General features: G+C 42.7%; 24 protein-coding genes, 1 tRNA gene and 1 pseudogene. 15 read left to right on the top strand and 11 right to left on the bottom strand.

All coding sequences use genetic code 11. The annotated features are described in order from the left end of the window. Positions 1-100: 100 nt before the first annotated feature. Together GYK50_RS02495 and GYK50_RS02490 are read right to left on the bottom strand one after the other, a co-directional pair. Positions 101-1,054 carry a pirin family protein gene (locus GYK50_RS02495; protein WP_212564196.1) on the bottom strand — a complete coding sequence of 318 codons (954 nt, stop codon included), beginning with the start codon at positions 1,052-1,054 and terminating at the stop codon, positions 101-103. 67 nt (positions 1,055-1,121) lie between these two features. Further along, positions 1,122-1,835, bottom strand: coding sequence for a pirin family protein (locus GYK50_RS02490; RefSeq protein ID WP_212564195.1), 714 nt, complete (start codon positions 1,833-1,835; stop codon positions 1,122-1,124). A gap of 159 nt (positions 1,836-1,994) precedes the next feature. Here GYK50_RS02490 and GYK50_RS02485 point away from each other — a divergent pair, with 159 nt between their 5' ends. Then, positions 1,995-2,900: a LysR family transcriptional regulator gene (locus GYK50_RS02485; protein WP_212564194.1), complete on the top strand. Its 906-nt coding sequence runs from the start codon at positions 1,995-1,997 to the stop codon at positions 2,898-2,900. Positions 2,901-3,265: 365 nt separating this feature from the next. Here GYK50_RS02485 and GYK50_RS02480 read toward each other — a convergent pair whose 3' ends face one another. From GYK50_RS02480 to GYK50_RS02465, 4 genes are all read right to left on the bottom strand, one after another. Then, the gene (locus GYK50_RS02480) at positions 3,266-3,670 is read right to left on the bottom strand and encodes a roadblock/LC7 domain-containing protein (protein WP_212564193.1); all 405 of its coding nucleotides are present in this window, start codon (positions 3,668-3,670) and stop codon (positions 3,266-3,268) included. Positions 3,671-3,678: 8 nt separating this feature from the next. Continuing rightward, positions 3,679-4,212 carry a GTP-binding protein gene (locus GYK50_RS02475; RefSeq protein WP_212564192.1) on the bottom strand — a complete coding sequence of 178 codons (534 nt, stop codon included), beginning with the start codon at positions 4,210-4,212 and terminating at the stop codon, positions 3,679-3,681. 4 nt (positions 4,213-4,216) lie between these two features. Next, on the bottom strand, positions 4,217-4,945 hold the full coding sequence (locus tag GYK50_RS02470; protein ID WP_212564191.1) for a BLUF domain-containing protein: 729 nt from the start codon (positions 4,943-4,945) through the stop codon (positions 4,217-4,219). Positions 4,946-5,274: 329 nt separating this feature from the next. Next, positions 5,275-5,634, bottom strand: a complete 360-nt coding sequence (locus GYK50_RS02465) for a hypothetical protein (protein WP_071003016.1) — start codon at positions 5,632-5,634, stop codon at positions 5,275-5,277. A 574-nt stretch (positions 5,635-6,208) separates the two neighbouring features. On the opposite strand from GYK50_RS02465, the gene GYK50_RS12795 reads away from it, so the two are divergent. The 4 genes and pseudogenes from GYK50_RS12795 to GYK50_RS12780 all read left to right on the top strand — a co-directional run bounded on the left by GYK50_RS12795 (position 6,209) and on the right by GYK50_RS12780 (position 7,313). Continuing rightward, positions 6,209-6,394 (top strand): transposase, encoded by a 186-nt coding sequence (locus GYK50_RS12795; RefSeq protein WP_420070482.1) that lies wholly within the window; start codon positions 6,209-6,211, stop codon positions 6,392-6,394. A 65-nt stretch (positions 6,395-6,459) separates the two neighbouring features. Continuing rightward, on the top strand, positions 6,460-6,837 hold the full coding sequence (locus tag GYK50_RS12790; RefSeq protein WP_420070468.1) for an IS3 family transposase: 378 nt from the start codon (positions 6,460-6,462) through the stop codon (positions 6,835-6,837). Between the two features lie 102 nt (positions 6,838-6,939). Beyond that, positions 6,940-7,182 (top strand): annotated as a pseudogene (locus tag GYK50_RS12785) (DDE-type integrase/transposase/recombinase); the annotation flags it as partial. Continuing rightward, positions 7,122-7,313: an integrase core domain-containing protein gene (locus tag GYK50_RS12780; RefSeq protein ID WP_420070481.1), complete on the top strand. Its 192-nt coding sequence runs from the start codon at positions 7,122-7,124 to the stop codon at positions 7,311-7,313. The pseudogene GYK50_RS12785 and the gene GYK50_RS12780, both read left to right, overlap by 61 nt. Positions 7,314-7,554: 241 nt before the next feature. On the opposite strand, the gene GYK50_RS02455 is transcribed toward GYK50_RS12780, so the two are convergent. Continuing rightward, positions 7,555-7,629: transfer RNA gene (locus GYK50_RS02455), tRNA-Gly, on the bottom strand. 583 nt (positions 7,630-8,212) lie between these two features. Between GYK50_RS02455 and GYK50_RS02450 the strand changes: the two genes are divergently transcribed. From GYK50_RS02450 to GYK50_RS02435, 4 genes are all read left to right on the top strand, one after another. Further along, the gene (locus tag GYK50_RS02450) at positions 8,213-9,025 is read left to right on the top strand and encodes a M48 family metallopeptidase (RefSeq protein ID WP_212564190.1); all 813 of its coding nucleotides are present in this window, start codon (positions 8,213-8,215) and stop codon (positions 9,023-9,025) included. 228 nt (positions 9,026-9,253) lie between these two features. Further along, positions 9,254-9,574, top strand: coding sequence for a BolA family protein (locus GYK50_RS02445; protein WP_212564189.1), 321 nt, complete (start codon positions 9,254-9,256; stop codon positions 9,572-9,574). Between the two features lie 60 nt (positions 9,575-9,634). Further along, positions 9,635-9,994, top strand: a complete 360-nt coding sequence (locus GYK50_RS02440; RefSeq protein ID WP_212564188.1) for a SirB2 family protein — start codon at positions 9,635-9,637, stop codon at positions 9,992-9,994. 180 nt (positions 9,995-10,174) lie between these two features. Further along, a complete protein-coding gene (locus GYK50_RS02435; RefSeq protein WP_071003013.1) occupies positions 10,175-10,576 on the top strand; it encodes a hypothetical protein in 402 nt (133 codons plus the stop codon). A gap of 138 nt (positions 10,577-10,714) precedes the next feature. Here the strand turns inward: GYK50_RS02435 and trxA are convergent, their stop codons facing one another. Continuing rightward, on the bottom strand, positions 10,715-11,152 hold the full coding sequence (trxA, locus tag GYK50_RS02430) for a thioredoxin (protein WP_212564187.1): 438 nt from the start codon (positions 11,150-11,152) through the stop codon (positions 10,715-10,717). A 139-nt stretch (positions 11,153-11,291) separates the two neighbouring features. Next, positions 11,292-12,164 carry an MBL fold metallo-hydrolase gene (locus GYK50_RS02425; protein WP_071003011.1) on the bottom strand — a complete coding sequence of 291 codons (873 nt, stop codon included), beginning with the start codon at positions 12,162-12,164 and terminating at the stop codon, positions 11,292-11,294. A gap of 238 nt (positions 12,165-12,402) precedes the next feature. Here GYK50_RS02425 and GYK50_RS02420 point away from each other — a divergent pair, with 238 nt between their 5' ends. The 5 genes from GYK50_RS02420 (at position 12,403) to GYK50_RS02400 (ending at position 16,482) form a co-directional block, all read left to right on the top strand. Next, the gene (locus tag GYK50_RS02420; protein WP_228724536.1) at positions 12,403-12,828 is read left to right on the top strand and encodes an ArsR/SmtB family transcription factor; all 426 of its coding nucleotides are present in this window, start codon (positions 12,403-12,405) and stop codon (positions 12,826-12,828) included. A 54-nt stretch (positions 12,829-12,882) separates the two neighbouring features. Further along, positions 12,883-14,592 carry a SulP family inorganic anion transporter gene (locus GYK50_RS02415; protein ID WP_212564186.1) on the top strand — a complete coding sequence of 570 codons (1,710 nt, stop codon included), beginning with the start codon at positions 12,883-12,885 and terminating at the stop codon, positions 14,590-14,592. 225 nt (positions 14,593-14,817) lie between these two features. Next, a complete protein-coding gene (locus tag GYK50_RS02410; protein WP_093069340.1) occupies positions 14,818-15,144 on the top strand; it encodes a protein tyrosine phosphatase family protein in 327 nt (108 codons plus the stop codon). Between the two features lie 73 nt (positions 15,145-15,217). Continuing rightward, positions 15,218-15,550 (top strand): protein tyrosine phosphatase family protein, encoded by a 333-nt coding sequence (locus GYK50_RS02405; protein WP_212564185.1) that lies wholly within the window; start codon positions 15,218-15,220, stop codon positions 15,548-15,550. 182 nt (positions 15,551-15,732) lie between these two features. After that, positions 15,733-16,482, top strand: a complete 750-nt coding sequence (locus tag GYK50_RS02400; RefSeq protein WP_093069338.1) for a glutathione S-transferase family protein — start codon at positions 15,733-15,735, stop codon at positions 16,480-16,482. A gap of 73 nt (positions 16,483-16,555) precedes the next feature. Here the strand turns inward: GYK50_RS02400 and GYK50_RS02395 are convergent, their stop codons facing one another. Next, positions 16,556-18,013: an alanine/glycine:cation symporter family protein gene (locus GYK50_RS02395; protein ID WP_340050022.1), complete on the bottom strand. Its 1,458-nt coding sequence runs from the start codon at positions 18,011-18,013 to the stop codon at positions 16,556-16,558. A 264-nt stretch (positions 18,014-18,277) separates the two neighbouring features. Next, complete coding sequence (ahpF, locus tag GYK50_RS02390) at positions 18,278-19,855, bottom strand: alkyl hydroperoxide reductase subunit F (RefSeq protein ID WP_212564184.1); 1,578 nt, start codon at positions 19,853-19,855, stop codon at positions 18,278-18,280. A gap of 376 nt (positions 19,856-20,231) precedes the next feature. Here ahpF and GYK50_RS02385 point away from each other — a divergent pair, with 376 nt between their 5' ends. After that, complete coding sequence (locus GYK50_RS02385) at positions 20,232-20,480, top strand: HP1242/YdcH family protein (RefSeq protein WP_093069331.1); 249 nt, start codon at positions 20,232-20,234, stop codon at positions 20,478-20,480. Positions 20,481-20,793 lie beyond the last annotated feature (313 nt).

Raw genomic sequence — 20,793 nt, 5'->3', positions numbered from 1 at the left:
TCGGAACAATTTACCTGAAACCCCATGTATTTTTTGTAAAAAAACTTAACGATGATGATTACCTTTGAAAAATAGATTAATAAATTTTTCGTGTTGATAATTAGCCTTTGAAGCCTTTGGGTAGTTCTGGTGCCACCAGACGCTGCATATTAGAATCCACTTCACCAAAACGCTCATGACCATTGTTCCAATCAATGACCGATTGCTTGAGCTCCTCTTTGTTGTCAGCGACAAAATTCCACCACAGTAATACTTGGTTGCTTAGAGGCTCCCCACCAATGAACATCAAACGTGTGCCCTTGTTTGCGACCAGCGTTATCGTTGTATCGTTAGAAACGTCTGTACGATGAAAACGTAATAACTGGTCTTTCTTGTATACTTGACCTTCAGACTCTAGCGCACCGACAACCACTAAAATACCGTACTCAAAGCTCGCCTCCAAATTCAGCGTGACGTCTCCATCTTCTAAAAAATGTACATCGATACCAACTATCTTTGAGTACTGCAACGTTGGCGCTTGATGGTGCTCACCAGATGCTGATTGATAACTACCCGTGGTCAGAATCAGCTCGACGTTGCCCTCAGTCCATGCTGGCAGCTCTGGGTAATGATGAAAACTGCGTTCAATCTGCTGGTCAGTGGGTAAAGCTATCCATAGCTGTATCATATTGATACTACGTGCAGCGACGCTTGAGTGAGCAACATCTGAGTCAGCATTGTCCAAAAAAACGCTTTGTTCTGTGTGGCTAATACCTTGCATCAGCCCAGTACCTGCGGTCATGAGGTTGACTTGGTTTTTGGCAATGACTTGCTCGCTACCCAAGCTGTCCTTATGTAAAATCTCACCATCAATCATCCAGCTAAACGTCTGTAGATTGGTATGGGGGTGGCGACCAACTTGAACCCCTAAATCATCTTGAGTAAACTCAGCTGGCCCTGCGTGATCCAAAAAGCACCATGCGCCAATCGGTTGTTTGCCTTTATTGGGTAATAGCCGTGCGATAGGAACACCACCAACCTCCGTTGATCGTGGCTCTAGAGTTCTAATCGTCATGTGGCACCTCTTGATCTGTATGCGGTTAGTCGAGCGAACGAACGATGCTACGGCGCTCATCCGTGATCTACATAGAAAGCGGCACTTCCATCACTAATACTGTTGCCGCCTCTTTCACTTCCATAGTGACGTCCTTAGTATCCCAAACCCCAAGGCCATCTCGAGTAGACAAAATGTTACCGTCTATCACGACTGTTCCTGCAATCACAAAAATATAAACACCATTATTAGGATTGTTTAGTTGGTAGGTCTGCGTCACGCCTTCATCAAACTCTCCCATACTGAACCAAGCATCTTGATGAATCCAAACCCCTGCATCATCTGCATTTGGTGATAGAACCTGATTGAATTCATTGGGCGTCATGATGGTTCCCATGTGCACTTGCTGATAGCGAGGAGCAACACTCATTTTATTTGGCATGACCCAGATCTGTAAAAATCTCACAGCTTCTTCACGACTGCCATTCATTTCACTATGAGTGATGCCTGTGCCCGCTGACATGACTTGGATCTCACCCGTCTCAATCATGCCCTCATTACCGATGCTATCGCCATGCGCAAGTTTGCCAGCTAGAGGAATGCTGATAATTTCCATATCACGGTGCGAGTGCTTGCCGAACCCTTGACCACCAATGACAAAATCATCATTGATGACACGTAACACCCCGAAGCCCATACGCTCAGGATTATAGTAATTGGCAAAACTAAAGGTATGACGGCTTTTTAGCCAGCCGTGATTGGCATCGCCGCGGGAGTCTGCTGCATGATAGATCGTTTTCATTATTTATCCTTAACTGTCCATACGTTTATTATCTATATATTTGTTATTAATTCACGTGATTGAACAATGTATCTATTATAATTGTTGACTATATAGAGATAAACAGACATAAGTGCAAATAACTATTCTTTTTATTAGAACAATAATGAGGCATCGATAATGGGACAGTTAGAAGACATGGCAATGTTTGTACGCATTGTCGAGGCAGGCAGCATCACTAAAGCCGCCGAACAATTAAATATTGCAAAGTCAGCCGTCAGCCGCCGCCTAAAAGACTTGGAGGCACGCCTAGGCACTCAGTTGATCAGCCGTACGACGCGCCACTCTCACTTGACACAAGCAGGTGAGCAGTATTATCAGCAGGTCAACAGTATCTTAAACGCGGTTGATGCCTTGAACGAGACTACCAATGATACGCCAACGCGCATTGGGGGTACGCTAAAGATGACCGCGCCATTATCGTTTGGTCTTATGCATCTGACTGATGTGATTGATGAATACGCCAATCAGCATCCAAACCTGAAGTTTGAATTGGATTTTTCTGATCGGCATGTTGATCTGATTGAAGAAGGATATGAGCTGGCTATTCGAATCAGAGAGCTACGAGATTCTAGTTATCAAGCAAAGCCGCTGGCACGGATTCGTTGCGTCATCTGCGCCAGCCCCGACTATTTAAAAAAAATGGGCACACCTGATACATTAGAAGATTTGGAGGAGCATGAGTTTTTGCAATACAGTCTTGGTCAAACAAACAATATAGAGCTGATTGACGCCCAAGGAAAAAAACATTATCACGCGATGAACGCCAAAATTAAAGCCACCAATGGTGAGTTTTTAACGGATTTGGCAGTAAAAGGACATGGCATTACCGTCATTCCAACTTTCATCGCTTATAAAAAGCTGGCGCGTGGCGAGCTAGTACCGATTTTGCAGCAGTATCAATTGCCAATACTAAACGCTTATGCCGTCTATCCAAAAAATCGGTTTTTATCGCAGCGTTGTCGTTATTTGATTGACTTCATTGCTGAGCGCTTTGGTGATCATCCGTATTGGGATGATTTTTGATAAGATTTGATTAAGCAAGGTTAGGGCGTGTTGAACATTCGACCATGGCACTGACAGCGACTATTTTTTAGGCGATTCGATGTTAAAAATAATAAGTTTAGTCATTCTAAGCGCTTATTTTTAACGATGAAGCGGCAAAAAAGAGTCCTGTCCCCTGCTTTTATCGTTGGGGCTGATGCTAAAATTGCCCCATACTGCGTTACAAATCTCGCTAAGGCATCTGCATTATCGTCGCTTTGTGCCTTGTCTGGAACCATTTTAGCGATCAGCAGTGCCTATTTGCGAATGTTCAACACGCCCTAATCTTTTACAAAGTATAGCGTTGCAGCTACTCTAAGAAACGATCTACTAGCAATAATTTCACGTTACTCGGTAATAGATGAGATTTCACCAATCAGCTTCTTAGTCTTATATCTTGCTTCTGCTAATGCCATCTTGCCTTGTGCCACAACGGTCAATACACATGGTTTGCCGATATAGTCTGTTTTGACAAATAGCATATTGCCAGACGTGGCTTCAACGATTGTGATATCGCACTTACCTTGTTTCATCTGGGCAGCTGATGAGTCGCTGAGCGCTGATAGCGTACTGCTCATCGCCGCAAACTTGTCAGATTGGTTGCTCAACTCTTTGATCGAGAAGCAGCTAATAGGAAAACCATCTGTGGTGCATAAGCTGACCAATACGATTTCTCTATTGGCCTCACACAACGCTTTCATGTGACCCAAAAGTGCTATTTTTGCAGGTGATTTTTCGTTTTGTGTAGTCATATCTAACATCAACCTTGATTGTTCAGGGTATTAAATAATGATAATAGAGACACAGCGGACTCTTTGTTTCTTGGATCTACATTGATCACAGGCGCGACTATATCGTGTTCCATCAGCATGACTCTGATCTCTTGTCCGAGCACAGCCACGCTTTGTTTATCGGCATCTTCGCAGTGAGTAATACCAACGATACAGGTCGTCTGCTTTTTTGCTGGTGCAAAAAAGTGTAGCAGTTTATCTAAATTTGCATAATCAGGCGTCTCGCCATGCTTGATTAAGATGAGCAAGCCCCACAAAGAGGAGTTGACAAATTCCCACAAAAAAGAAAAACGCTCTTGACCTGGAGCTCCATAGATACCTAGTGCCATATCATCAGATAAAGTAATTCTGCCATAATCAATACCGACAGTCGTGTACTCTTTACCAATATCGATACTCGATCTTGCCTCTGTCTCAAAAGGGCTGATTTCACTCAACGTCTTAACCATTCGAGTTTTTCCAGCGCCTACTTCACCAATGATAGCTAACTTCTGATAATTCAATTTTTTACCTCATTCCTAAGAATTTCTTGATCGCGCCATAAAACTTATTAGGCTTTTTTTCATTAACCTTTGGCTCGTCTAACGGCTGTGTCTCTGTCACGCTCAGTATACCTGATTGATCAAACCCATTGATTATTTCTGTGACTTGAGGAGAAGATCCAAACTCACCACTAGCGACCAATGTATCAAACGGATAAGGTTTTTTTGTCAGTTTGACACATAAATCCATAATCATTTGAGGATTACTGACATGATTTAGGTCAGGCCAAGCCAATAATTTGAGACTTTTACCTTTATAATCCTTTTGGGAGGCGGTCTTAGACTTGTGTATATCAAAAAATGGCTGAATACGTTTTGTTTGCTGCTCATCGAAACTGTTTAAGACAACGCTATTTTTTTCAATAAAATCATCAAAAAAAGTGCCTTGATCCACAAAGTCGAACACGCTGATGCCCCAATTACGAAAGCTACGTTCAGTTACACTTTTATTCAGAAAAACCCAGATATTTTCATGCCTAGTATCAGATGATATCTTAGCCATCAGTCTATCTACTTCAATATCAGGACCTTCCAGCACCTGAAGATACTGCCCTTCACGATAGGATATGATGCCTGTGATGTGTGACTGTGGATTGTGTTTACTAGAGACGCTAATAATGTCTGATAATCCACTAGGCATACGAATACTGCGATCTTTGATAGGCACTCTGCTGACGTATGCAATACATTTCATTTTGCCACCATTTGATAGAACATCTAAAATTTAATTAAGTTCTTATAACTATGTATAAATTAATAATTCGTTATATACATACTGTATATAACGAATTTGACCTTATTGTGTATCCTAGGTAATACATCAGATGTAATAAAGCAGAATCAATAAACTATAGTAGAACCTCAATAAAATTGATACAGCATAGGAAATGCGCTCGATTAAACGCTACTTTTCTTGCTTGCTGTGACTGCGTCTCCAGAGGCTGCGAAAAATAGCGTTTAATCTTGCTATACCATTTTATAATGGTTTCACTATAGTGACTGGCTCAATTGATTTTGGTCAAATTATATTTCTAGTTTGCTTTCGATTGACTGTACTTTACGGCGTGCCAATGCAAGGTTCGCTTTTGATTTATCAAGTACTAAGTAGATAAATAAATCTTCATGACTGGCTGTCGGACGAATGATGTGTAGCTGAGACTCTAGTGTGATCAACATATCTTCGATTTCACCTTTGATATCGAGTGATTTCATCGTTGCTACTTTTGCCTTTACAACTTGTGAGTTACCGGCAGCAGCCAGCTCAAGATCGACACCGCCACCAATCGTGCCTAACACCATACCTGACATATAATCCACAATGCAGGCACCCATCGCACCATCAAGATCCATTAACTCTTGTAAAGACTCATTGATATTTGACATACTTTTTCCTATTTTTCTGTGTTGAGATAATTCTCGATTAGAGACACTTGCACAATCGAGCAATATCAAATTATGTTAAGCTGAATTGACTATATAAACATTAGTATAACTTAAATATGCTTACTTGCACTTAAGGAATTATGATAATTGAATACGAATAATTAAATGTATTTTTAGGTACAGAAACTATAGCGTAATCGTAAACAAATTTCCGTAGTGACTGTTATTATATTCTATATACGGGGTCAGGTCACATTTCTACTCGACCATTCAAGGAGAAATAACGACCACTAGGTAGGAAAAATCATAATAATTGATAATGATTATATTTTAGAGCCTAGAAACTATGTTTTTGACGTTAAATGGTAATCACCCCAAAAAAATAATAACACTTAAAAGTAGAAGCTAACTGCTAAAATACCAGCAGGAGTTTTGATATGAGCAAACGAATGATTGAGACCCAAATAGTATCCATATTAAAAGAAGAAGACGCTGGGATACCTGCTAAAAAGCTGTGTCGTAAATACGGGATTGCTAGCTCGACTTTTATAATGAGGAACGTTACTAAAACAGTCTGGGAGACTGTTTTAGTAACGCAAGACGAAGCGATAGCGAAGTTAGATCCAAGTATGGCGGTATGGAAGCCTCTGATGTCAAACGACTAAAAGAGCTTGAAGAAGAAAACCGTAGGCTTAAACAGATGTATGCTGATTTAAGCCTTAAAGCGCAAATGCCCGAAGAGATCATAAAAAAGCTATAGCGCCTGTACCCGAGCGCAAAGTCTGGGCGCAAGAATTACAGGCGCAGTATGATGTCAGCATTGCAGTGAGTTGTCAGGTTGTCTGCATAAGTCGAACCGCTTACTACTATAAGCCTAAGCTATCTGATGATAGTGAGATTATTGATGTCTTAAACAAGCTTACTGACAAGCACAATCGTTGGGGTTTCCCAAAGTGCTTTAAACGCATACGTAAGCTTGGCTATTCTTGGAATCACAAGCGCGTACACCGTGTTTATACCGCGTTAAACTTAAACCTACGCCGTAAGTCTAAAAGACGGCTACCAGCACGTAACCCCCAGCCGTTAAGTGTGCCAAACGCATTGGGTCATACTTGGTCTATGGACTTTATGAGCGACAGACTACACAACAATATTCGCTTTCGAACCTTTAATGTGATTGATGATTACAACCGTGAAGTATAGTTGATCCAATTTGAGAGTGGTACAAGGCAGCCGAGTGCAGATGTATCTGTCATACTTCAAGCAAGGTTAACGCTGTAACGCTTTTATAGTGGATTGACTATATTAGGCATTGATATTGGTACCAGTATGCCTTCACTCCGAGTAATTCGTTACCTTGATCAACTAGCTGAGTGGCATGGCTATCCTAAGCAAATTCGTGTGGATAACGGCAGTGAGTTTACATCTAGCGTATTCACTGATTGGGCATCAGCTCATGGCATCTATATTGATTATATCGAGCCTGGCTGTCCTTATCAGAATGCTTTATTGAACGGTTTAATCGCAGTTACCGCAATGAGGTTTTAGACTGTTATCTTTTTAGTAATTTAAACGAGGTTAGTAAGCTGACTGAAGACTGGATCAAGGTTTATAACAACGAAAGACCCCATGATTCACTTAATGATATGACACCTGCTGAGTACAGGCAGGTGGCTTAATTATTCTACGATGATATTGTGTTAAGAATGGGGTATTTACAAAAGTACTCAAGTATTTAAGTTGATACGCCTAGTGCATAGCACCCATGACAGCTATTGCTATATTCTCTTCTTTCCATAGAGCGTCGATCTGTCCTTTATCTTCCATTATTTATCTAAAAAGTAGCGCTAAGTCGGATTTTACGCATAAAAAAAAGCCTCACTATAAAGTGAGGCTTTTTGCGCTTTTTCAAGCCATATTTGGAGCGGGAAAAGAGATTCGAACTCTCGACCCCAACCTTGGCAAGGTTATGCTCTACCACTGAGCTATTCCCGCTTATTATCGAATCATCGTGTTGTTAACAACCACTCCGTCTCGATAGGCTGGCTATTTTAGCAAATATTCTGTGGGTGTCAACACCTTTTTTAAAAATTATGGCTGATATTTCCAGTCCAGACCTTCGTTTTTGAGAAAATACCACATAAGCAATTGATTTAAAAACGGAATTTCTTTTAGAAAAATATAAATTATTTCATATTAATAATAGCACTTTGAGGTTTATCCTCTGACATTGATACCTACTACTTCGGTTAAACCCTATCAGTCCACAGTTTACCTTACGTCACGTTTGTAAAAGATTATAAATTTTTTTGCTATCACTAAAAGCAAAACGTTACTTCATTATGAACAATGTCTATTACACTTACAATCATACGCTCTATTGTTACTTTTCCTATCTTGGTTTTACTTGGTTAACATTATTATACTTATTTACAATGATAGCTTAAACAGGCTTTTACTGTCTTAGTAGGTGATTGGGCGTCGATAAAGAGCCATAAAAAATAGCGCCATTACTTGCTGCAACGCGATTTACTTTGTTTGATTTTTCTTTTTACCATTTATCGAGAGGATGCTTTTTATGAAAAAACTATTGACCACTGGTGTGATGGCGGCTTCATTGTCCGCGCTAACATTGACTGGTTGTACCAGTACGACCAATACTGGTGCCGTCGGCGTCGATCGTCAGCAGTTATTGTTGGTTTCTAGCGAGCAAGTACTGCAGTTATCTGCACAGAGCTACGCGAAGACACTGCAAGATGCAAGATCAAAAGGTGTATTAGATACCAATACCGCCCAATTGAATCGCTTGAAAAAAATTGCTAATCGTTTGGTTGGTCAAGTGGGTGTTTATCGTGCAGATGCAGCAAAATGGAAATGGGAAGTACACACGATCAAATCTGATCAGTTGAATGCTTTTGTTATGCCAGGTGGTAAGGTTATGTTTTACTCAGGCATTATTGACCGTCTGAACTTAACTGATGATGAGATTGCTGCGATCATGGGTCATGAAATCTCTCACGCATTACGTGAGCACTCACGTGAACGCATCTCACGCGAATACGCGACCCAAACAGGTATCGGTGTTGCTGCTAGTATCTTTGGTCTATCACAAGGTCAAGCGCAGCTAGCAAGCGTTGCTGGCGATCTAGGCTTGAGCCGTCCGCACAGTCGTACCCAAGAGAGCGAAGCCGATCAAATTGGTCTTGAGTTAATGGCGCGCGCAGGTTATAACCCGCAGGCCGCTATTACTTTATGGCGAAAAATGCAGCGTGCGAGCCAAGGCGAGCCGCCTCAATTCCTAAGCACTCACCCAACGAGCAGCAGCCGTATCGCGGAGCTACAATCATTGATGCCAAAAGTAATGCCACTGTATCAAAAGGCGCGTCGTTAACACGTGACTTAGCGTATTAAGCTACGACTCATGAAGTGCGCAAATACCAAAAAGCAAAGTACAGACTCTGAGCTGCGCTTTGCTTTTTTACTTTTATTATTTATGGTTGTCACAATTTAAGAGGTCTTAAAACGCGCGCTATACTGGTTTCTATGTCTGCTATAATGCCGATAGATATCATTTGCAGATTGCCTAATAGAATTGCGCAATATACATTGAAGGATTGTTATGAGCACTACACCTACCGCCGATGCACTTCATGCCAAGCTACAGGCTCTAGAGCCGCAGCACATTGAACTAATCAATGAGTCGATGGTCCATGCTGGCTATTTCGAAGGTAAAGAAAGCCACTTTAAGCTCACTATTGTCAGTGAGGCATTCGAGGGCAAGCGACTGGTCGGGCGTCATCAGCTAATATATGGATTGGTCACGCCTTTATTGACGTCACAAGGCGGTCAAGTACATGCCTTAGCCATTCATGCTTATACACCGACAGAGTGGCAAGGTCAAAGCCCTGACAGTCCATTATGCGCGGGTCAAAATAAATAGCTGACAATAAAATGTTTTAAATAAGCCCATATAATGCAGTTCTAGCAGGAGCAATATTCGATGAAACATCTACACATGCTGATGGCAGTACTGACCATTGTGCTGTTCTTATATCAGAGCTACTTAGTGCTCAGCGCAAATAGACGCGCGCCACGCGTGGTCAAAATCGCCACTCATATTATATATGCATTACTGATCGTATCAGGTGCGATCATGCTCATGCAACTGATGAGTGTTAATGCGCCTGTACAGTGGGTATTTGCCAAAATCATCTTACTTATCGCAGCGATTAGCTCAAGCATCAAAGCCTTTAATGCCCTTGCGACACCCACTCAGAGCAAAACAGGTATCCTAATTGCAGCTATCGCATATGTTGGCATTGTAATACTCGCCTTTGTCAAACCCGCCAACCTATTTTGATAAGGAATTGTCGTTGTAGCAGCGCTTTAATATTTTGAGTAAATATCGTATTGCTATCGCATAAGCAGGCGTTAAGACCGTAAAATATTTAACCATTTATATTTTTTCAATATCTTAAACATGCTATTTTTGCTATCTTAAATAGATATAAATGCAATTACTTAGCTTAATGGAGCCACTATGAAAACGTTTACCAAAGCGACACTACTGGCAACAGTTGGCGTTTTTGCGCTCTCAGGCTGTGCCTCTACGGGCAATGTCACGCCGCAATATGTGCCGCCCAGCACTTATCAAAACTATGATTGCCAAGCATTGAGCCAAGAATACAATCGCGTCAACCGTTATGTCGAAGCGGCGCGCAATGAGCAATCTACTTTTGCAGCGTCCGGCGTGGGCGTGGGGATTTCTGCAGGACGCTGGGGTATCTCTCCCAATATTAGCTTTGGGGTTGGCAAAAGCAATAATACCAAAGCGCGTGACGCAAAGTTATCGCGGCTCTATGGTGAGCGCGATGCGATTGTCCAATCTGCCCGTATTCAACGTTGTAGCTTTGCCAATGGCATCAAGATTTATGGTGAATAAGATTTAGCGATCTGCACTCTCGTTAAGATAGAATCGTGGCATAACAAAAAAGCCAATACGCGCTCAGCATATTGGCTTTTTATGGCTATAACTTTGATGAGTCATAATCTAATCTGAGTAATACTACTTTACTAAGCCCTACGCCTGCAGGCTTTGCACCCACTGGATGATTTGATTGCTTGGTAGTGCGCCTGACTGACGCGCGACTTCCTTACCATTTCTAAAGGCAACCATCGTCGGTAAGCTTCGGATATTATAAGGGGCTGCCGCTTGCTCGTATTTATCCGTCTGTACTTTGGCAAACACTACCTGCGGCAATTGACCAGCAGCCGTCTTGAACTCTGGTGCCATCATAATGCACGGCTGGCACCAGCTCGCCCAAAAATCTACGATGGTCAATACGTCGTTTTTTTGGATAACCTTATTGGCCGTTTGTGCATTAAGCTCATGCGGGCTTGCGGTCAATAATGATTGACTACATTTACCGCATTTCGGTGCAGCGCTTAGCCGTGCAGCCGGAACACGGTTGGTGGCCTGGCAATGCAGGCATACTAAATGAAAACTGTGTTCACTCATTATCTGTGTCCTATTTTAATTGTTCTGGAGTGTCTCGATCGGTTTGTATCAATAATTTTAGCATAGTCATTTATAGATAAGTGCCTACCCTACAGCGCGATGCGATATATCACATTTTTTAGTCATGACACGCTTTGATTTATTCACCAAGGACATTGATAGGTACTTTTAGATAGCGCGTACCGTTGTCCTCTGGCGCGGGAAAGTTCCCCGCATCAATATTCACTTGTACCGCTGGTATAATCAGACGCGGCATGTCCAAGGTTGCATCGCGGCGCTCACGCATTTGCACAAACTCTGCTTCGTTGATACTGTCTTTGACATGGATATTTTCTAATTTTTGGGCAGCAACGGTAGTCGTTGGGCAGTGCTGGCGACTCTCACGCGGATAGTCATGGCACAGATACATCACAGTATCTTCAGGGAGTGCGAGCAGTTTTTGAATAGAGCGATAAAGCGTCTTTGCGTCACCACCTGGGAAATCACAGCGAGCCGTGCCCACATCAGGGGCAAATAACGTATCGCCGACGAACACCACTGTTTTCTCATTATCAGCCGCCACATAGGCCATATCAGCACGAGTATGACCTGGCACATACATGGCTGTGATTGTAATACTGCCGAGCGCTAACGTCTCACCATCGTCTGTCAAAATATCAAACTGACTGGCATCGGTGCGGAAACTGGTATCAAAGTTAAAGATTTGCTTAAATATTTTTTGTACTTCAGTGATGTGCTGACCGATGACCAATTGTCCACCCAGGCTTTCTTTGACATGGATCGCCGCCGATAAATGATCCGCATGAGCGTGCGTCTCAATAATGTATTTCAGCGCCCAACCGCGCTCACGTACGAACTCAATGACCTCGTCAACGCTGCTTGTGCTCGTCCTACCTGATTTTGCATCAAAGTTTAATACTGGATCAATCATGGCACATAGCTGCTGCTCGACATCAGCCAGTACATGTGTGTAGGTTTCTGTGTCTCTATCTAAGAAAGAATGAACTTGCATGGCTGCCTCTTTGTCTATTTATGAGTGTTTGAGTGTTATGGCAATGTGGTTTTTATATTCAATTAACGCTTAAGTATGATATTGAGTCGTATATAATGATTGCTTATCATTACGATTTTTTTGTTATTACTAATATAGCAACTGCAATACATTTTATCAATTTATATAATGTAAATAATTATATCTTGCTATGTGGCGCGATATCATTGATAATCAACCCTATGTTATTGAAAATAATATGGCAGTGACTGCCCTATTATATAAGGAGCTTATTCTGGCTACTTCTATTTCATCAATGAGTACATCTACTCATAGCGCTAACCATGATACGTCCTCTGATAGCGCCGACTTTTCATCTATTGATCTTGCCAAACAAATGCAACAAGCATCGATGCAGGCCAGCCAATTACTAAAGTCGCTCTCTCATCCTGATCGCCTACTTTTACTTTGTCAGTTGACACAAGGTGAGTACTGCGTCGGTGAGCTTGAGGGGTTGGTTGGTGTTGGACAGCCAAGCTTGTCGCAGCAACTGGGTATCTTGCGTAAGGATGAGCTGGTTGCCACTCGCCGTGAGGGCAAGCAAATTTACTATCGTATCGCAAGTGATGATGCTTTAGCCGTATTAGATCTGCTTTATCAGAGATTTTGTGCCAAAACCGAATAATGCCGTACTCGCCTGACTGTTTTATACTGCTTTCTATCTTGGTGATGTATTGATATGTCTTCTATCGCTGCACGTCTGATTCCTACTTGGCTGCGCCAATACCAGCTCACAGCATTACCGACTGATCTGGTCGCAGGACTGGTGGTGGGCGTACTGGTGATACCACAAAGCCTAGGTTATGCGGTACTTGCTGGTCTGCCGCCCGTGTATGGTCTGTATTCTGCGATCGTGCCTGTACTCGTCTATGCTTGGCTTGGTTCTAGCAACGTACAAGCTGTTGGGCCCGTTGCAATCACTGCCATCATGACGGCCAGTGGTCTACTGCCTTATGCTGAGCAAGGCACAGAGCAGTATGCCCTGATGGCGAGTTTATTGGCATTAATGGTAGGGGCATTACTGTGGATTGCAGGGCGGCTAAAGCTTGGCTGGATTATGCAGTTTATCAGTCGCGGCGTCTCAGCAGGGTTTGTGAGCGGCGCGGCAGTGCTTATCTTTGTCAGTCAGCTGAAGTATCTGATGGCGATACCTATCGCTGGTAGCAGCTTGGTTGGCTATTTATCTACCATGCAGCGCTATGCCAGTCAGGTGCATCCGCTGACCTTAGTGATTGGTATTATCGCGTTTGTACTTTTGGTCGCTAACCGCTACGCGAGTCAATGGGTATGGCGAACATGGCTGTCATCATCGTATGCCAAATGGGCCGAACGTTTATTTCCATTGGTTTTACTGGGTATTGCTATCGTTCTAAGTATTCTATTGCACTGGAATTCGTTAGGGGTTGCGACCATTGGTCGTATCCCGCATGGTCTACCCAGCTTTACACTACCGCATATGACCGACCTACAAGAAGCGCTCAAACTCTTGCCGACCGCAGGATTGATGGCACTAATTGTTTTTGTCTCTAGCAGTTCCGTTGCCAGTACTTACGCACGCTTGCGCGGTGAGAGCTTCGATGCCAACCATGAGCTGACGGGTCTTGGTCTTGCCAATCTATCTGGCGGACTGTTCCAGAGCTTTGCGGTCGCAGGTGGCTTTTCACGCACGGCGATCAATGCAGATTCTGGAGCAAAGACACCCCTTGCCAGCCTTGTGACGGTGCTGGTAATGATTGCCGCGCTGATTGCCTTTAGTAATGCACTTGCACCCTTGCCTTATGCGTTACTCGGTGCAACCATCATGGCCTCTATCATTGGTCTGATAGATATTGCGACTTTAAAGTCTGCTTGGCAACGCGATCGCTTGGATGGAGCTAGCTTTTTGGCAGCGTTCGTCGGTGTGCTCATATTTGGGCTAAATACGGGTTTGGTTATTGGGCTAATGGTGTCATTCGCCAGTCTCATCTGGCAATCAAGTAAGCCACATGTCGCCATCGTGGGACAGCTGGGCGGTACCGGACACTTTCGCAATATCAATCGTCACGATGTGGTGACTTTTGACAATTTATTGATGCTGCGTATCGATGAGAGTCTGTTTTTTGGCAATAGTGAATCGGTACACCGCCGTATTCTAAATGCAATGCAGCAATATCCAGCAGCGCAGGAAATTATTTTGATCATGGCCGCGGTCAATCATATTGATCTGACAGCACAAGAGATGCTCAGTACCTTAAATAAAGAGCTTGCGCTGCAAAACAAGCGCTTACATTTTAGTTTTATTAAGGGCCCTGTCATGGATATCATCGGGCAGACCCCGCTCATTAGTGAGCTGTCAGGGCAGGTATATCTCAGTACGTTAGATGCCGTCGATGCCTTGAAAGACATTTAGCTGCGTCATTATTTTTGTACCGCGCTTTTAATCGCTACTGTCGTCTATCGTACAATATCGCTATGATAGAGCCTGTGTTATGCTAGATTGACTGAACATAGGCTAATGGTACATAAACACATATCACCCGTCGTTTCAGTCTCAACAATGCATGACCTTATTTTTATCATCTCTGCCACGAGCTCAATAATAAATATATATTAATAACGATAACTGAAGCTATTTATGACCAATGACCTAACGATTTATAAGCAAATTTATCCAAGCCAATGTATCAAAATTGCCGAGCTTGGCTATCGCTCAGTACTCAATATACGTCCAGACGCTGAGATCGAAACACAGCCTAACAGCTGTGATTTGGCAACTGCTACAAAAGAAGCAAACTTAACCTATCATCATCTACCATTCGATGATGAGCGCTTGAGTATGCTGACCGTAGAGCAGTTTGCTGAGTTTTATCATGCGATGCCAAAGCCCATATTGATGTTTTGCGGTACGGGCGCACGCGCCAAACTGCTGTATCAAAGCGCATTGATGCAGGGCTTGCTATAGTCATATTGCTCGCTTTGGCTCAATCATAAATGTATTTTACACCACCAACTCAACCAATAAAAAAGGAGCTCCTATGAGCCATGAAGTTAGCTTTACCGGACAGATCACCCCTGACCAAGTCCCTATGATTGCCGAAAATGGCTTTAAAACCATTATCAACAACCGTCCTGACGGTGAAGAACCAAATCAGCCAACCAGCGCAGAGATTGAAGCCGCTGCTAAGGAAGCAGGACTTGCTTATAAAGAGATTTCATTCTCAGGTAATGGCTTGACTCAGCACCATGTCGAAGCATTTGCAGATTTCTTTAACCAAGCTGAGCAGCCAATGCTTATCTTTTGCCGTACGGGTAACCGCTCAAACGGTATCTATGAAGCCGCCAAGCAAATGGATTTGTTAGACGACTAGCCTGTTATTAAGCTAATAAAACTTGCTAGCGCTAAAAATAAAAATGCCCATCCAGATTTTGGATGGGCATTTTTTGGGATATCATTTGAATGATAGAGATATCACGCAAGTTATAGACTGGTTAATTTTTGACATTGAGTACACAATCAGAAGTCACTGTGATCGTTGAATAGGATTTAAAAATGCAAAAACCACTACTGATTATCGGCAATAAAAACTACTCCTCTTGGTCGCTACGGGCATGGTTACTCTTAAAAGCGTTCAATGTTGACTTTGACGAGCAGCTGATTGAATTGTTTGATCCCTCAGCACGCCCAATACTTGAGGCGCATTCACCAACAGGAAAAGTCCCTGTATTGGTCTACGGTGAAGGCAATGAAAAAGTCACTGTTTGGGATACGTTAGCCATTGCGATACATATTGATGAGTACTTTACGGATATCAATATTTGGACAGGCATCAATAAGCCTGACACTAACGCTCAAACTGACCATCAAAATAGAATCAACAGCGCCTATTGCCAAAGCATCATTGCTGAGATGCATTCAGGATTATCAGGTATTCGTAATGAGATGCCGATGAATATCAGAGCAACTGCTAAAATACAACCGAGCAGTGCGTGCTTATCTGATATTGCTCGTATTGAGGCTATCTTTGCCGATTGCTTAAAAGGACGTTCGACGAACAGTTATTTGTTTGGACATTTCACAGCAGCTGATGTCTTTTTTGCCCCAGTGGTGTTGCGATTACAGACCTATGCTGATACGTCTAATATCACTTTGCAACCACTGACTAAGCAGTATTGCCAGACCATGCTGAATAACCCGCATATCAAGGCTTGGATTCAAGCAGCACTGCAAGAGACACGGATTATCGAAGAAGATGAAGCGGGTGAGGTTGTCTCGTTATCGGGTATATTGTCGGCTAAATAACACTTTCCACAAAAAAACCACTTTAGCCAAGCTAAAGTGGTTTTTTATTTGATAAGACTTCGAGTATAACGTTTTACTGTTTTTGCTCTAATGCCTCTTTTACTGCTTTTTTGCCCCATGCACTCAGATCGAGATCTAATTTCTCATACTCTTGCGCATCGAATAACGGCTCTTTGACGCCTGATTTTAATTGACGGGCAAAGTCGTCAAGTAAGCGCTTGGCACGCGGGAACAGCATAATCAAGGCCAATAAGTTGGCAAGTGCCAGTACGCCCATCAATGGATCGGCGAAGAAGAACACGGTGGTAGCTGCTGGAGCGACTGCGCCCAAGAACAAGATCGCAATCACCACAACACGCAACACGAAGGTTGCCGTTTTAGTATTCTTCTTAACCAAGAAGTTAATCGCATTTTCGCCCATGTAGTAGTTATACATGATCGAGCTTAATGCAAACAATAGTAGCGAGATGGTCAACACATACTGAGACCAATTACCCAGCTGCGCGGTGAGCGCTTGCTGCGCCAGTACAATACCATCAACTTCGGCACCTGGCTGATAAACGCCGCTTAGCAAAATCATAAATGCCGTGGCACTACAGACAACGATGGTATCGATAAATACTGATAGTGACTGCGAGATACCTTGACTGACTGGATGCGTGGCATAAGCAGTGGCGGCAATGTTAGGCGCAGAACCCAAACCTGCCTCATTAGAGAACAGGCCGCGCTTCATGCCTTGCTCAATCGCCACACCGATACCGCCACCGACAACAGATTCAATACCAAATGCATTTTTGACAATCATTGCCATCAGTGCAGGCAGATCGGCGATATTCAACACGATGATAATTAGTGCCATCCCAATGTAAATCAGCGCCATTACAGGAATCACAACGTCAGCGACTTTTGCAATACGCTGGATACCACCAAAGACGATAAATCCACCCGCAATCACCAGTACCGCACCTGATATCCAGCGATCAATCCCGAAGCTTTCAAGCGCGGAACCTGCTACTGTATTACCTTGGAATGCGATAAATCCAATGGAAAAAGACAGTAGTAAAGCAATAGCATAAATGACAGCGAGCCAACGATAATCTTTACCTAAACCGTGTAAAATATAAGTTGCAGGGCCGCCGCGAAAGTTACCATCATTATCTCTGCGCTTGTAAAGCTGAGCCAAGCTACATTCAACAATACTGGTCATCATGCCGATGAGTGCCACAACCCACATCCAAAAAACTGCACCGGGACCACCTAAAGAGATTGCAACGGCAACACCAGCAATGTTACCACCGCCAACACGTCCGCCGATCGACACGAGCAACGCCTGACGGGCAGAAATGCCGTCGTCTCCTACTTCGTCCGTCTTAAACACACGGAACATACGTTTAAAATATGTAAACTGAGCGAACCTGCCCACAATGGTAAATAATAAACCAAAAATAATTAACATAGGCACGAGTGCCCAGCCCCATGTTAGATCCCCGACTAGGGCAAAAAAAGATTCTATATATTCTATATATTCCATGCCTATTTTCCTTATAGTTCGTGACGCTATGATAGGTTTTATTGGGCTTATTATCGCATCTAAGACCCGTATTTGTAACGAAAATGGCGCATTTGTAACGTAGATGATGACATTTTTCAAGAGAAATTGCTTTGTTCACTCATCAAAATGACTGGTTTTTAAACTTTAGGCGCTATTCTATAGAAAAATTCCTATAAAAACGCAAAAAAAAGCCACCTCAATTAAGGTGGCTTTTTCTTCTAAGACTAATTCTGATACTAAAACTTACTGCATAACCAAATATTCAAATGCTGCCAATGCTGCTTTACTACCCTCACCCATTGCAATATTAATCTGCTTAAATGGTACGGTGGTCACATCACCGCAAGCAAAAATACCTTTGCGATCGGTGCGGCAGCGCTCATCAATCTCAATCTCACCAAAGCGGTTTAAATCGACAAAGCCTTTGACAAATTCAGTGTTTGGTACGAGACCGATTTGTACAAACACACCTGATAAATCACGCTCATGTGTCTCGCCTGTGCTGCGATCTTGATAGACGATGGACGATACTTTGCCATCAGTCGCCTTGATCTCTTGGGTTGCAGCACCAGTGATGAATTCAATATTGGATTTTTCTTTGGCTTTATTGATCAATACCTGGTCTGCTTTTAACTCATCAGCGAACTCTAATACAGTGACGTGCTTAACAATGCCTGCCAGATCTAACGCAGCCTCAACGCCTGAGTTACCACCGCCGATCACTGAGATGTCTTTACCTTTGAAGAATGGACCATCACAGTGGGCACAAAACGCCACGCCTTTACCGATATTTTCTTCTTCGCCCGGTACGCCAAGCTTACGCCATTGGGCACCTGTCGCCAAGATAATACTACGAGTTTCAAACGTCTCGCCTGTATTTAGATTGATACTGTAGTTTTCTTCTTCTGTCTCGCCGATATCTTTCACACTGACATGCTCTCTTAGCGTGATATTGTACTCAGCCAAGTGCTTAACGAAATTAGTCGACAAATCAGTACCATTGGTTAAAGGTACAGAGATCAAGTTTTCGATATCTTGCGTGTCTTTGACCTGTCCACCGATACGATCAGCGACAATGGTGACTTTTAAGCCTTTACGCGCGGTATAAATAGCTGCTGCAACGCCTGCAGGACCTGCACCAATGACAGTGACATCTTGCTGCTCTAGTTGCTCAGCATCATCTTCCACATCTGACAACAGATCAGGAAACTGCTCTTGTAATTTTCCAATCAGTTTGGCAGTGTCAATCAGACCATTGGCAAATGGTTTACCGTTCAAGAATACGGCCGGTACACCTTGAATTTTGTTTGCTTCTACTTGCTCTTGGAAGAGCGCACCATCGATCATCTCATTGCTGATACCATCGTTTAGTAGCGCAAATTGATTCAACGCCTGAACCACTTCTGGGCAGTTATGGCATGATAGTGACACGTAGGACTGAAACTGTAGCGGCTTGTTGAAGCGTTTGATTAGCTTTTGGATACCTTCATCCAATTTCAGCGTATGACCACCCGCTTGCAAAATGGCTAGGATCAATGAGGTAAACTCATGACCACCAGGAATACCACTAAATACGATACCTGTATCAGCAGTCTCTCCATCAACATGACTGACTACTTTAAAACTAATCGCGCTTGGCAAACTGTCATCGATAACCTGCTCATCGAAATTGATTTTGTCAGTCGTACCCGCAATCTTGCTCAAAAAGTCGATCAATTCAGCGCGCTTATCGTGCTCACCGCTACCCAATACAAAAGTAATCGGGCGCGTCATGTTTTCGCTATATGTCTTAACTGCGTCTAATAAATTTTGATCTATCATGTTAGTTCCTCATTATGACTGAATATGTAACGGCAACTGTCATGCTGCACGCCTAAATATGAAATTCTTACACTTAATAATTTTATAAAAAACCTTGTATATATCGAGCTTTCGCTCTTGAATGACCCTATTATCAGGTGTTCGCAGTATTTGGGCAAGCTGAGAAACTCAAACTTTACGTTTTATAAAATCAATCGTTAATAGGTTTAATTAATTAAATACAAATATACTGGTAGATAATAGCCATAGTATCTAGGCTATTTTTTCGCTACAATCGAGACGCTACAATCGATAATAGTTCTTAAGTTAAGCCGTCTTTTTAACACCATACGCGATTGCTTATGACAAGCTTGCGTTTCATGACAAGGATGAACACATGAGAAAAACACATACTTTCCACGATAATAGAGATATTGTTGCCGAACTGAAGCTCAAAGACAGTCATTTTGCGAGTATTTTTGATGAGCATGCCGAGCTTGATCAAAAAATCAATTATCTCGAAAAAGATCTAGTCAAGCATGCCAGCCGTGAAGAAGAAATAGAACAAATGAAACGGCGTAAATTACATCTCAAAGACGAGATTTATAAGATTATTGATAAAAATAAAGAACGATCTCGCGCCTGATATAGTCAATCTTAAATAAAACAAATACATTATATATCAAGGTCGAACTGGTCTAAATTTTCCTTGCGTGCTGTGGCTATGCAGACAGAGGCTGCGAAAAATTTATCCCAGTCCCACTGTATCGTTTTTATACTGAATTCACTATATAGTCAATCAATATTAAAAGTGGTACGAGGCAGACGAGTGCAAGTACTACAGTAGTAGGCTAAACGAGTCTAACGCTGTAACACTTTAATAGTGGTTCGAATATACTACGCCTACTACGCTTATGATCAATAAATAAGACTCATAAGATTGTAGCTAGCGTCATAAA

It is taken from the genome of Psychrobacter pacificensis (genome assembly GCF_018336615.1).
Taxonomy (GTDB): domain Bacteria; phylum Pseudomonadota; class Gammaproteobacteria; order Pseudomonadales; family Moraxellaceae; genus Psychrobacter; species Psychrobacter pacificensis.
This window is presented reverse-complemented; position numbering and strand designations above follow the sequence as displayed.